13 protein-coding genes are annotated in these 13887 nt (G+C 32.4%); 8 read left to right on the top strand and 5 right to left on the bottom strand.

Annotation, left to right across the window (positions count from 1 at the left end; all coding sequences use genetic code 11):
• Positions 1-18 precede the first annotated feature (18 nt).
• Positions 19-711 carry an SIR2 family NAD-dependent protein deacylase gene (locus ACUN3A_RS14670; RefSeq protein ID WP_445552026.1) on the top strand — a complete coding sequence of 231 codons (693 nt, stop codon included), beginning with the start codon at positions 19-21 and terminating at the stop codon, positions 709-711.
• Here the strand turns inward: ACUN3A_RS14670 and ACUN3A_RS14665 are convergent.
• Positions 701-1663 (bottom strand): ion channel, encoded by a 963-nt coding sequence (locus ACUN3A_RS14665; RefSeq protein ID WP_445552025.1) that lies wholly within the window; start codon positions 1661-1663, stop codon positions 701-703. The genes ACUN3A_RS14670 and ACUN3A_RS14665 overlap by 11 nt on opposite strands.
• Before the next feature lie 178 nt (positions 1664-1841).
• Here ACUN3A_RS14665 and ACUN3A_RS14660 point away from each other — a divergent pair, with 178 nt between their 5' ends.
• The 5 genes from ACUN3A_RS14660 (at position 1842) to ACUN3A_RS14640 (ending at position 7474) form a co-directional block, all read left to right on the top strand.
• Positions 1842-3758 (top strand): SPFH domain-containing protein, encoded by a 1917-nt coding sequence (locus ACUN3A_RS14660; protein WP_445552024.1) that lies wholly within the window; start codon positions 1842-1844, stop codon positions 3756-3758.
• A gap of 116 nt (positions 3759-3874) precedes the next feature.
• Positions 3875-4624 carry a hypothetical protein gene (locus ACUN3A_RS14655; protein ID WP_445552023.1) on the top strand — a complete coding sequence of 250 codons (750 nt, stop codon included), beginning with the start codon at positions 3875-3877 and terminating at the stop codon, positions 4622-4624.
• A 161-nt stretch (positions 4625-4785) separates the two neighbouring features.
• On the top strand, positions 4786-6057 hold the full coding sequence (gene pepT / locus ACUN3A_RS14650) for a peptidase T (protein ID WP_445552022.1): 1272 nt from the start codon (positions 4786-4788) through the stop codon (positions 6055-6057).
• A 21-nt stretch (positions 6058-6078) separates the two neighbouring features.
• Positions 6079-6642, top strand: a complete 564-nt coding sequence (locus ACUN3A_RS14645) for a YdeI/OmpD-associated family protein (protein ID WP_445552021.1) — start codon at positions 6079-6081, stop codon at positions 6640-6642.
• Between the two features lie 208 nt (positions 6643-6850).
• Positions 6851-7474 carry a hypothetical protein gene (locus ACUN3A_RS14640; RefSeq protein WP_445552020.1) on the top strand — a complete coding sequence of 208 codons (624 nt, stop codon included), beginning with the start codon at positions 6851-6853 and terminating at the stop codon, positions 7472-7474.
• Between the two features lie 69 nt (positions 7475-7543).
• Here the strand turns inward: ACUN3A_RS14640 and yajC are convergent, their stop codons facing one another.
• The 3 genes from yajC to ACUN3A_RS14625 all read right to left on the bottom strand — a co-directional run bounded on the left by yajC (position 7544) and on the right by ACUN3A_RS14625 (position 10182).
• Complete coding sequence (gene yajC, locus ACUN3A_RS14635; protein ID WP_445552019.1) at positions 7544-7819, bottom strand: preprotein translocase subunit YajC; 276 nt, start codon at positions 7817-7819, stop codon at positions 7544-7546.
• A gap of 72 nt (positions 7820-7891) precedes the next feature.
• Positions 7892-8803, bottom strand: coding sequence for a transcription antitermination factor NusB (gene nusB, locus ACUN3A_RS14630; RefSeq protein ID WP_445552841.1), 912 nt, complete (start codon positions 8801-8803; stop codon positions 7892-7894).
• A gap of 275 nt (positions 8804-9078) precedes the next feature.
• Positions 9079-10182, bottom strand: a complete 1104-nt coding sequence (locus ACUN3A_RS14625) for a Glu/Leu/Phe/Val family dehydrogenase (protein WP_445552018.1) — start codon at positions 10180-10182, stop codon at positions 9079-9081.
• A gap of 203 nt (positions 10183-10385) precedes the next feature.
• Between ACUN3A_RS14625 and ACUN3A_RS14620 the strand changes: the two genes are divergently transcribed.
• Both ACUN3A_RS14620 and ACUN3A_RS14615 read left to right on the top strand, forming a co-directional pair.
• Positions 10386-12146, top strand: a complete 1761-nt coding sequence (locus ACUN3A_RS14620; protein ID WP_445552017.1) for an ABC transporter ATP-binding protein — start codon at positions 10386-10388, stop codon at positions 12144-12146.
• A 66-nt stretch (positions 12147-12212) separates the two neighbouring features.
• Positions 12213-12593, top strand: a complete 381-nt coding sequence (locus ACUN3A_RS14615) for a PUR family DNA/RNA-binding protein (RefSeq protein ID WP_445552016.1) — start codon at positions 12213-12215, stop codon at positions 12591-12593.
• A gap of 166 nt (positions 12594-12759) precedes the next feature.
• Here ACUN3A_RS14615 and ACUN3A_RS14610 read toward each other — a convergent pair whose 3' ends face one another.
• On the bottom strand, positions 12760-13878 hold the full coding sequence (locus ACUN3A_RS14610) for a GTP cyclohydrolase (RefSeq protein WP_445552015.1): 1119 nt from the start codon (positions 13876-13878) through the stop codon (positions 12760-12762).
• Positions 13879-13887 lie beyond the last annotated feature (9 nt).

Genomic DNA, 13887 nt, shown 5'->3' with positions numbered 1-13887 from the left:
TAATCTAATCATTTACAGATGAAAAAAAAATTAGTAGTTCTTACTGGCGCGGGAATTAGTGCCGAAAGCGGTATCAAAACATTTCGAGACAGCGATGGATTATGGGAAGGCCATAATGTAGTGGACGTTGCAACTCCTGAAGGATGGCACAAAAATCAAGCATTAGTACTTGATTTTTACAATCAAAGACGCAAACAATTAAAAGAAGTACAAACTAATCTTGGACACCAAATTTTGGCCGAACTAGAAAATGACTTTGAAGTTTACATCATCACCCAAAATGTAGATGATTTACACGAAAGAGCTGGAAGTACAAATGTTATTCATTTACATGGGGAACTTCTAAAAGTTAGAAGCTCTAAAAATGAAGATTTTATATTAGATTGGCAAGATGACTTAAATATTGGTGATAATGACGAGCAAGGATATCAACTTAGACCACATATCGTTTGGTTTGGAGAACAAGTTCCAGCTTTAGAACACGCAATTACGCTTGCCGAACAAGCTGATTATTTTCTTGTAATTGGAACTTCACTACAAGTTTATCCAGCTGCGGGTTTAATTAATTATACCCCAAAAACAACTCCTATATATTATATTGACCCCAAACCTATAAAAATCCCAAATCTTAGAAATCCTCTTGAAGTTATTCCAAATATAGCGTCCGAAGGCATGCTTATATTAAAAGAAAAACTCCTTACTAATCGATAACAACAGTATCAAAAGTATTCAATAATCTCATATCAAGAACTGTACTTTGGTTATCTTCACTTTTAGTATACATTGGTCTAAATTTTACACCATAAACAATTTCTTCAAAAGTGTACGAAGTTCGGGTGGCAACTGTAGTACTAAACATATCGTCAAAAGTTTTTATAATCACTATAATTTCACCCGAAATCGATTCGTAATCTCCTGCTACAAATCCATACAAAGGACTTTCACTTGTTATAGGATGAACCAATGTCCAAGTTAACGCAAGTGAATTTATTTTTTGATATTCCAAATCCAACGTAAAAAATTTATTAGCCATCACACCATTCTCTTCCATTCTCATTCCAAGAGTTACGCTTACTTCCGCATCAATGTAATTTGTGTTTTTGTAGGGAGCTAACCTAAACATCAATGCTTTTCCATTATTAAAAGGAGCAATAATGGCATTATGAGAAAATTTTAAATAAATAGCAGGTTTGCTAAACCGTCCAAAAAACAAACCTGTGGCGATAGCAAAACTCAGTAGTCCCATTAAAGCTTCGGCTGAAGACAAAGCACTAGTATAAAATCCCGTCGGGCTAATATGTCCATAACCAACTGTTGTAAATGTCTGGGCACTAAAAAAATAAGCTTCCCCAAACTGAACCCATACACTATCATTAGTCCCAATCCCGTTGAGATGCTCAATTCCAATTCCAAAATAAAGCAACGCAAACACAAAATTAATTGAGATATAAAACAATAACAAAATCGAAAGAAATTTCCAGGAAGACATATCCAACATAGTATGATACCAACTAATTCTGTCTAGAATACCAATACCTTTTTTGCTTGCATTTACAGATCCGTCCTTATTAATAAATCGTCCACCTGTATTGGATGCACTGCTACCAAATCCAGTATTAATCAGTGATTTTGCTTTACTATTAAATCGGTGAAATAATGCCATATTTTATTTATTAAATAGACTGCAAATTAGGTAATAAAATCAATCAAATAAAAAATAAAAACGTCATTCAAATAAATTCAAACAATTAAAAATAAAAAAGAAAATTTCAACAAAATAAGTTTAAATCGACATTACAAATACATACAAATAAATTATGTTTGTAATCTAAAACTTAATCATGATGGAATTTTTTATTGACTTTTGGTGGATATTATTAATTGTATTATCACTTCTTTTTTACAAATTTGTTTTACGCGTTTTCTTTGGAATGGTAATCGTTCCAGAAAATAAAATTGGACTTGTCACTAAAAAATTCGTACTCTTTGGAGCCGAAAAATCATTACCTGATGGCAGAATTATTGCCACTAAAGGAGAAGCTGGATATCAAGCTAAAACACTTGCTCCAGGACTTTATTGGACAATGTGGCCATGGCAATTTGCGATAGACATGACCTCTTTTACAATCATTCCCGAAGGAAACATCGGATTGGTACTCAGTAAAGATGGGGCCGAAATCCCAACAGGTCGCATTCTTGCACAAAAAGTAAATTCAGATAATTTTCAGGATGCTACTTTATTTCTTGACAATGGAGGTCAAAAAGGAAGACAATCCGCTTTTATCACAACAGGATCTTACCGTATTAACACACATCTATTTGAAGTAGTTATAGCTCCACAAGTAGTTATTTCCGAAAATATGGTTGGAGTTGTTACTGCTATGGATGGAGAACCTATTCCTATCGGGCAAATTGCCGGTAAATTTGTAGATGGACATAATAACTTTCAAGATATTGATCAATTCTTAAAAAACGGAGGAAATCGTGGATTACAACCTCACGTTATGTTAGCTGGATCTTATTATATTAATCCATGGGCAGTTCAAATAGAACAAACTCCTATGACTGATGTCCCAATTGGATATGTTGGCGTTGTTATTTCATATATAGGTGAAGACGGAAAAGATGTAACTGGAGACACTTTCAAACATGGAAATATTGTTTCCAAAGGGCAACGTGGTGTATGGATGGAGCCTTTTGGCCCAGGGAAATATGCTCTTAATAAATATACAACAAAACTAGAACCAGTTCCGACCACAAACTTAGTACTGAATTGGGCTGATGCCAGAAGTGAATCTCATAATTTAGACAAAAACCTTTCGACTATAACCGTTCGTTCTAAAGATGGTTTCCCTTTTAATTTAGATGTTTCCCAAATCATCCATGTTCCTGCTAATGAAGCACCAAAAGTTATTGCCCGTTTTGGAAGTATGAACAATTTAGTTTCTCAAGTTTTAGAACCAACAATTGGAAACTATTTTAGAAACTCAGCTCAGGAAAGTGACGTAATCTCCTTTTTATCAACCAGAAAAGAACGCCAAGAATCTGCGAAAAATCACATTAAAATAGTTTTAGACGAATATAACGTAAATGCTGTTGATACTTTAATAGGAGATATTGTTCCACCCGAATCGTTAATGAAGACTCTAACAGATAGAAAAATTGCAGAGGAAGAGCAAAAAACCTATCAGACACAAAAAATGGCACAGGAACAGCGTCAAGGAATGGAAAAAGAAACTGCCATTGCCGATATGCAAAAAGAAATTGTAAAAGCTTCTCAAAGTGTTGAAATCGCACAACGAACTGCTGATGCCACCGTTAAAAAAGCAGAAGGTGATGCTACTAGTTTAAAACTAAATGTAAATGCCGAAGCTGAAGCCACCAAAATGAGAGCCAATGCGGAAGCTGAAGCTACAAAAGCCAGAGCAGGAGCTCAAGCCGAAGCTACAAAACTTACTGCTAGTGCCGAAGCCGAAAGAATCTCTAAAACTGGTTTAGCTGAAGCTGAAAAAATCATGGCTATTGGTAAATCAACTGCGGAGGCTTATCAACTTCAGGTTTCTGCCATGGGTGATGATAACTTTACAAAATACAAAATCACCGAAGAAATAGGGAAAGGCAAAATTAAAGTTATACCTGATGTTCTTATTTCTGGAAGCAATGGAACCGACGGATCGATGAGTGGTTTGCTAGGGCTAAAACTAATGGAAATGATGGATGCTGATAAAAGTAAAACAAATTTAAAAAAAGGAGAATAGTCCTTAATTGTTTTACTTTTAACAAAATACAAAACTTGTCAAAGTAAATTTATTTTTTAAAAAATAAAAAAAAACTATATTTGTTTTTTTACTAAATCATTCAAAAAACCAGAATTATGAATCTAAAATTACCTCTCGTTATTGTATTAATAGTGTTTTCACAAACTTTTTTTGCTCAAGAAACCGCAAGTACAGAATCTACTTCAACAAACACTACAACTAACGCTGCCGCCGCTCCAATTGATTATAAAAAACAAATACAAGAATTAAAAGAACAGGAAAAAGCTTATTTAGCTAAACTAGAAGTTGACAAAAAAAATGCTAAAATAAAAGCTGAAGCTGATAAAAAAGCAGCAGATGAAGCACAAAAAGCTGCAGAAAAAAATGCGGCTGAAGCAAAAATAGCTGAAGCAAAATATGCTGCCGAAGTAAAAGAAGCTGAAGCAAAAGCTGCAAAAGACAAAGCTACTGCTGAAAAAGCGCAAGCTGAAGCTGATAAAAAAGCTGCTGAAGCCGCCAAAGATGCAGCAAACAAATCAGCAAAAGAAGCAGCTGTAGCCGCAAAATTACAAGCCGAAGCTGATAAAAAAGCTGCCGATGAAGCTGAAAAAATTTCTAAAGAAAAAATAGCTACCTATAAAAAAGAAGCTGCAGCTGCTAAAGATGCTGAAGAGAAATTAGCAAAAGAAGTTGAAAAACTAAAAAAGGAAAAAGAAGAAGCTGACAAACAATTAGCTGAATCAGCAAGATTGTCTTTGCAAAAATCAACAAAATTAGAAGAACAAATTGCTAAAGCTGAAGCCGAAGCTCAAAAAGCAGCCGCCGCTCAAGCTAAAATAGCTGCCGAAAAATCAGCAGTAAAATAATTACTTCACGACTAAAACAAAACTTAAACTTAACCCGTTTAAATTAAAAATCCGTTTTTCAACGGATTTTTTTTATTCTCAAATTCAACAAAATTAAGCACTACAAACACAATGGTATTCACTTTTTAAAAATGTCTATCTTTACCCAAAAAAACAATACCATGCAACATATAATTGACCGTTTTGTAAGTTACGTAACAATAGATACTGAATCAGATGCTAATTCAGACACAACCCCAAGTACTGCAAAACAATGGGATTTAGCCAATAAATTAGTCGAAGAATTAAAACAAATTGGACTAGAAGAGGTAACTATCGACGACAAAGCATATATTATGGCGACACTTCCTAGCAATGTTACTCATGAAGTCCCTACAATTGGGTTTATCTCCCATTTTGATACTTCTCCAGATTTTTCAGGAGCGAATATAAAGCCACAAATTATTCCAAATTATGATGGTAAAGACATTGTATTAAATGCTGATAAAAACATCATTTTATCTCCATCTTATTTCAAGGATTTACTACAATATAAAGGACAAACATTAATTACAACAGACGGTACAACATTGTTAGGTGCAGATGACAAAGCAGGAATTACTGAAATTGTAACTGCTATGGAATTCCTAATCAACAATCCCGAAATCAAACACGGAAAAATCAGAATTGGATTCACTCCAGACGAAGAAATTGGCCGTGGAGCGCATTATTTTGATGTTGATAAATTTGGAGCAGAATGGGCTTATACCATGGATGGAAGCCAAGTAGGAGAATTGGAATTTGAAAATTTCAACGCTGCTGGTGCCAAAATTACTTTCAAAGGAAAAAGTGTTCATCCTGGTTATGCTAAAGGGAAAATGATTAATTCAATGCTTATCGCAAATGATTTTATCAACGAATTACCTAAAAAAGAAACACCACAAGAAACCAGAGGATATCAAGGTTTTTTCCATGTTCATCATTTATCAGGAAGTATCGAAGAAACTGTTTTAGAACTAATTATTCGAGATCATAACAAATTGAAATTTGAAAAACGAAAAGAATTAATCCATAAAATAACTAGAAAATTCAACAAACAGTTTGCTAAACAATTTGGAGAAGATATTGTTATTGCTGATGTCAAAGATCAATATTACAATATGAAAGAAAAGGTCGTTCCTGTAAAACATATTGTCAACATCGCCGAAACAGCCATGAAAGAACTTGGAATTAAACCAATCATCAAACCAATTAGAGGCGGAACGGATGGCTGCCAATTATCGTATAAAGGATTACCATGTCCAAACATATTTGCTGGTGGTCATAACTTTCATGGAAAATACGAATATGTACCTGTAGAAAGTATGCAAAAAGCAGTGAACGTAATTGTAAGAATAGCCGAATTGACTGCTAAAGGTGATTATCTAAAAAAAGAAACCACAGCAAAAAAATAACAAAAACTAAATCACTACAGCATGGATATGATTAATCATTGGGAAGCTGAATTGGATATTTTAAAAACAATTATAGCAAAAACAACTTTGGTTGAAACCAATAAATGGGGAGGTTGCATCTATGTACTTAACAACAAAAATGTTATAGGTATTGGAGGTTTTAAAAACTTTTTCTCTATTTGGTTTTTCAATGGTGCTTATCTCAAAGATGACAAAAAACATTTGATTAATGCTAATGAAGGAGTTACCAAATCATTGCGTCAATGGAGATTTACAACTAAAGAAGAAATCATCGAAGACGAAATTCTAAGCTATATTAAAGAAGCTATAGAAAACGAAGAACAAGGCAAAATCATTAAACCTGTCAAAACAAAAGAAGCAATTGTAATTCCAGAGCTTTTACAAAAAGAACTTGATGATAACATGCAATTGAATGATTCTTTTTTACAATTCAGCCCTTATAAGCAAAAGGAATTTATAGAATACATAGAAACTGCCAAACGGGAAGAAACTAAACGCTCGAGAATAGAAAAAATAAAACCAATGATCCTAGAAAATATTGGTCTAAATGACAAATATCGATAGTTTAAAATCTCTTTTTACAAAATGCCTCATCACAGATTAGATTTGTAATGAGGCATTTTTGTTTTAAAAAACATCAACAAAAAATTAACATCAAGACATCTAAACATTCGTTATATTTGTTAATACACATAAAAACAATTCAATAAAACAAAAAAACCACATCTTTTCCTGCTTCAATAAAACATAACTCATTTTTAATTATACCATTATGATAGAAAAAAAAGAAGAACCAGAAGTGAAGATTACTCCGGAAAAAGAAAGTCCTCTAGAGTCTACAAAAAGTGAAAATTCTGAAACTACAGAAACAACGGCTGCAAAACCAATTGCAAGACCGAGAACTGCCAGAACTACTGCCCCAAAACCAACTATTGCAAAACCTGCCGCTACAAGAAGAAGTACTGCTGCTAAAACTGTTGCTACAAAACCAACAGCTATAAAATCAACTGTTGCAAAACCCGCAGTTGCAAAACCCGCAGTTGCAAAACCTGCTGTAGTAAAGCCTGCCGTTGCAAAAACAACTACAGTGAGACCAAGCAGAGCCAAAGTTACACCTACACCAACTGAAGTTGCAAAAATAGTAATTGAAGAAATCGAAATAGAAGAAGTAAAAGCTGAGAAAACGCCAGCAAAAGAAAAAAAGAAGAAAAAGAAGAAAAAAAACAAAGGGAAATCAAAAAAGAACGACAAAAAAGCCAAAGCTAAGAAACAAGGAAAAAAAGCTAAGAAAAAGAAAAAAGATAAAGCTAAAAAAGCAAAACTGAAAGCCAAAGGCAAAAAGAAAAAAGCGAAAGCTAAAAAATCAAAAAAGAATAAGAAGAATAAAAAGAAATAAGTTCAAAAAAAAAATCCCAAATTCCAATTAGTAAATCGGAATTTGGGATTTTAAATTTATATTTTTTAACTATGCTTTTTTGTTCAAAGTAGCGCTCAATTCCAAAGAAATTGAAGAACGTTCCATTTTCAATTTTCCTGACATAGTTTCAATAATTACAGTTGTTTCAGCAAGTTCAACAACTTTACCGTGAATTCCACTTTTTGTAATTATTTTATCTCCTACTTTTAAGCCGCTTTCAAATTCTTTTTCGTTTTTAGCTCTTTTTTGTTGTGGACGAATCATGAAGAAATAAATAACCACGAACATCAATAAAAACGGTAAAAACTGTTGTATTTGTCCCATAATTTAAAATTTAATATTTGTTAATTTTGTTTATATTTAATAGAAATGAAGTTGCCTTTTAAAGAAACACTATTACATCAAACCTCTCCCGATTTTTACGATTCTTTTATTTCCCTCAAGCTCTTTAACCAAATTATCCAAAATTCCATTAATGAAAATACTACTTTTTGGAGTTGAATATTCTTTGGCTAACTCTAAATATTCATTCAAAGTTACTTTTACAGGAATAGATGGAAATTTCAAAAATTCACAAATTGCCATTTTAAGGATAATCGTATCAATTTCGGCAATACGTTCACTGTCCCAGTTTGGAGTTTTATCAACGTATTCTTTAGCTAATTCAGACTCGTTCAAGACTGTTCTTCTAAACAAATCTTTTACATAATCTCTGTCCTCATTGTCTTTGTATAATTTTGGAACTCTAAAATTATCATCCTCACCTTGCTTAATCGCTTTCAATTGTTTGATGATATGCGTATTTACCAAAGGAATATCATCGATCCAAGTTAATTTATCATCTTCAAGATAATCGTATAATTTTTCATTTGGAACAATAACTTCTGAAAAAATATCCACTATAAAAGCTTTATCTTCCTCAAATGTATTCACGCTATTACTCATGTATTTTGCATACACTTCACTTTCTTTAATAGCATTAAGCAACAAAATTATGTAATCATCATTTTGAGCCCAGTTATTAATCGAACGGTTTTCTAAAGCAATACTAAGGGAATTGTTCTCTGCAAGGATTTGAAAAACGCTGTTTTTAATGAATTTTTCATTAGGATTACGTTCTTCTTTGGTAGCCAAATGCTTTTGACTTGAAAGATGTAAAAAAATGGTTTCTTTTTTGCAAATTTCTATTAACGAAGAAAGCATAATAAGGTATAAATCTTGAATTGCGTCAATACTGTAAAAAAGGAATTTCTCTTCTTTTTCCAAATTATCAGAACCATTTTGATGCATTGCATAAATGGATTGCATGACTTTAACTCGAATGTGTCTTCTATTTACCACCTTGTAAGAACTTTTTAAATTAGCCTGCAAAATTAATACTTTCATCTCTTAAATGAAAATTTATAGTCGCTTTATTTGAAAAAAGTAATCAGTATGCAGTGATCAGTATTCAGGAAGCAGTGTTCCGTATTTTGGACATAAAAAAAAGTGTTCAGCATTTTTAAAATAAAAACACTGAACACTCTTTAAAACGGAATACTCAGACTTTCAAAACTGAATACTCAAAAACTGACCACTGATCACTACTTATTGTTCTCTATTTTTCTCAAATCGATACGATTTTGAGCAATAGTCAACGCTGCTTGGTGAGTAGTAATACCTTTTGCAACAGCATAATCAAAAATTTCCAATGTAGTATTGTAAATATTTTCGGTTCGACGCATTGCCTCATTTTTATCATAATGCTCAATTTCAGCATACACATTGATAATACCACCAGCGTTAATTAAGAAATCAGGAGCATAAAGAATCCCTCTTTCCTGCAAGATTAAACCATGCGTATTCTCATTTGCCAATTGATTATTCGCTGCACCAGCAATCACTTTTGCTTTTATTTTGTTTACAGTCTCATCATTGATAGTGGCTCCCATCGCACAAGGCGCATAAATATCAACATCTGCACTATACAAATCATCTCCTGTAAATACTTGCGCATTATACTTAGAGGCTACTTGATATAATCTTTCTTCATTGATATCAGTAATAAATACTTGCGCCCCTTCTTTAGTCAAATACTCCACTAAAGTTTCTCCTACGTGACCAATACCTTGAACTAATACTTTTTTACCTTCTAATTTCTCTGAACCAAATTGCTGTTTCGCAGCAGCTTTCATCCCCATATACACACCGTAAGCTGTAACTGGCGATGGATTACCTGACCCGCCTCTTTCCTCAGAAATACCAGCAACATAAGGAGTCACATCTCTTACTAAATCCATATCAGATGTTTCCATTCCAACATCTTCTGCAGTAATATATCTTCCGCTTAGTGAATGAACAAATTCACCAAATTTAAGCATCAATTCAGGCGTTTTTTGAGTTTTGGCATCACCTATAATAACTGCTTTACCTCCACCAATATTCAATCCCGTGATAGCTGCTTTATACGTCATCCCTCTCGAAAGACGCAAAACATCATTCAAAGCCTCCCATTCGTTAGCATAATTAAACATACGAGTACCCCCTAATGCTGGCCCCATAGTCGAATTATGAATACCAATAATTGCTTTTAATCCTGTATCTTTGTCATTGCAAAAAACAATTTGCTCATGATCATTAAAAGACAATTGTCCAAAAACAGGATCCATTTTTTGAAGTTCTTTTACAGTTGTAACATTAGCATCCATAGTACTATTTTTATTTAGTTAAAAAATACGAATTCGTTAAAAATACACTTCAAACATACATAAAAAATAAACATACAATAATTAATTTACTTAAAAATAAATATTTAATAATAAAACCCAAAATATTTATTTCAATGCAAATGTTAAAACTTAAACATTAAGTTAAAGAATAAAAACAATTCAATATCGAATCCCTCATAATTATGAAAGAATTACGCTATTTAAATAAATATTTCATCAAATATAAATTCAGCTTTTCTCTTGGTATTATTATCACTATAATCGCACAAATTTTTTCTTTATTTACTCCGAAGCTCATTAGCAAATCTTTTAATGAAATAGAAGCCTTTTCCAAAAGCAATTCTGTTGACCATAGTATTATAAGCCAGCAATTGATTTCGAATATTTTATTAATTATTGCAACTACGATTATTGCAGGATTTTTGACTTTCCTCATGAGACAAACACTTATTGTAATGTCTCGTCATATCGAATTTGATTTAAAAAACGAAGTCTTTCATCAATACGAAAAACTATCTCAGAACTTTTACAAACAAAACAGAACAGGCGATTTAATGAATCGTATTAGCGAAGATGTATCAAAAGTTCGTATGTATGTTGGACCCGCGGTGATGTATACTATAAACACTTTTATACGTTTTGCTATCGTAATTGGATATATGTACAATGTTTCTCCAACACTAACTTTATACACCATACTACCCTTACCCCTACTGTCCTTTTGTATATTCAAATTAAGCTCTGAAATCAATAAAAAATCCACGACTTTTCAGCAGTATTTATCAAAAGTATCCAGTTATACTCAAGAAGTTTTCTCTGGAATTAGAGTGATAAAAGCCTATTCTTTAGAAGATCAGCATCAAGACAACATTACTGATTTAGCCAATGAAAGTAAAAGCAAAAGTTTGAGCCTTGCCAAAGTGCAGTCACTTTTTGGCCCTTTAATGATTGCTTTAATTGGCGTAAGTAACTTAGTAGTTATTTATTTTGGAGGTTTAATGTACATAGATGGCACCATCAAAAGCATAGGAACTATTGCAGAGTTTATTCTATATGTCAACATGTTAACTTGGCCTGTTGCCTCATTGGGATGGGTTTCGTCTATGGTTCAAGAAGCTGAAGCTTCGCAAAAAAGACTCAATGAATTTTTGAAAATAGTTCCCGAAATTCAAAATAAAAATCCAAATCGATTCAAAATAGAAGGTACTATTACATTCAACAATGTAAGTTTTACTTACGAAGACACTCAAATAAAAGCACTTCAAAACGTAACTTTCACAGTACACAAAGGAGAAACTCTCGCAATTTTAGGAAAAACTGGATCTGGAAAATCTACCATTTTAGCACTACTCTCTCGATTATACGATGTTACCAATGGAGAAATTTTGATTGATAATAATGAAATCAGTCAGGTTAATTTATTTGATTTACGAAACAGTATTGGGGTTGTTCCTCAGGATGCTTTCTTATTCTCTGACACCATCAAAAACAACATAAAATTTGGCAAAGAAAATGCTACCGATGAAGAAGTCGAAAACGCAGCAAAAAGCGCCGTTGTACATGAAAATATTATTGGTTTCAATAATGGATATGATACGATATTAGGTGAAAGAGGAATTACATTATCTGGTGGTCAAAAGCAACGTGTTTCTATTGCAAGAGCCATTATAAAAAACCCTGCCATTTTACTTTTTGATGATTGCTTATCTGCCGTCGATACTGAGACCGAAGAAGCAATTCTAAACAACCTTTACGAGATATGTAAAGATAAAACTACTATAATTGTTAGTCACAGAGTATCTTCTGCCAAAAATGCCGATAAAATTATCATTTTAGAAGATGGCAAGATAATTGAACAAGGTTCTCATAATCAATTAATAAACCAAGAAGGTCATTATGCAGCGCTGTATTTAAAGCAACTTTCGGAAAAAGAATTGCTGTAATTGTTGTATAATACATATATTTTTATGATTTTTGATTGCTATTAAATAAAAAATGACGAAAAGATTATGAGAGAAAATGATATGTTAGAAAAAGAAGAAATATTCTCAAAAGTTTTAAGAGCTGGAAGAAGAACGTATTTCTTTGATGTTAGAGCTACTAAAGCTGATGATTATTATATTACAATAACTGAAAGCAAAAAATTCACAGAAGAGGATGGTTCTTTCCACTTCAAAAAACATAAAATCTACTTATACAAAGAAGATTTTACTGCATTTTCAGAGATTTTAGAAGATATGACCTCTTATGTTTTAAACCATAAAGGCGAAGAAGTAATATCTGAAAGACACCAAAAAGATTTCAAAAAAGAATATGCTTTAGACAAAACTGACGAAGAAGGCGTACCTAGCACTTCTAGTTTTACTGATATCGAATTTGACGATATTTAAAAAATAAAACAAAAACATAAAAGAGGTTGCCTAATTTTTTTAGACAACCTCTTTTTTTTGTGTTTAATTTAACCGCAAAGTTCGCAAGAAAAAGGAAAACTCAAAGTCCGCAAAGCTTTGCGTACCTAGCGTAAAAACCTTGCGAACTTTGCGGTAAATTAAAAACTTACAATTCTTTTCTAAAAGTCTTTCTTCTACAATGAATCACAGGATTAAAATTTTTCCATATCAATTGAATAGCGATATTATCTGCTAATTCAGGTGTTCTATAACAATTTTCTACTCCGTTTTCGGTGAAAGTCTTATGATATTCATTAAAAATAACTGCTGTTACTCCTTTGTTTTGGTAATCCGGATGCACTCCAATAAGATAAAACAAAACATCTTTACTACTGCGTTTGGCTTTTAATAAATGTAAAAAACCGAAAGGAAATAATTTTCCATTCGCTTTTTGAAGTGCTTTAGAAAAACTTGGCATTACAATTGCAAAAGCGACAAGTTTACCGTCTTTATCCTCTACATACTTTATATATTCGGGATTGATAAAACTGATGTATTTATTCTTGAAATATTCTTTTTGAACATCTGAAATAGCAACAAATGAAGATAATTTTGCATATGATTCATTAAACAAATCAAACATTTTATCTACATAAGGCATTACAGCTTTAGTCGATTTAAAATTAATTGGCGTAAGTTGGTATCTTTTTTTAACTAACTCATTAATTTTTTCAAAAAACTCGGGTTTGGCATTCGCAAAAGGAAATTTATTTTCGACATATTCTTTTTCTGTCACGTATCCTAATTCTTCAAAATGTGCAGCGTAATAAGGATGATTGTACCAGGTAATCATGGTTCCTAATTCATCGAAACCTTCCGTTAGAACTCCAACTTTATCCAGATTAGAAAATCCCATCGGACCTTCTACATATTCCAGATTATTATTACGACCCAATTCATATACTTTTTCAAGCAATGCTTTTGTTACTTCAATATCATCGATAACGTCAAACCAACCAAAACGAACTTTCTTTTTTTGTTGGTGATTCACCTCATCCCAATTGATAATCGCTGCGATTCTACCAACAATCACATTGTCTTTGTACGCTAAATAAAAAGTAGCCTCAGCACTCTGAAAAGCAGGATTTTTGGTTTTATCAAAAGTAGCTAACTCATCCAAAATTATTGGTGGAACCCAATACGGATTGTCTTTGTATAAAGAAAAAGGAAATTTTATATATTCAATTAACTCGTTTTTAGTCTTTGCTTCTTGTATGGTAATCATTATTTTTTA

Source organism: Flavobacterium sp. WC2509 (assembly GCF_052683105.1).
This window is presented reverse-complemented; position numbering and strand designations above follow the sequence as displayed.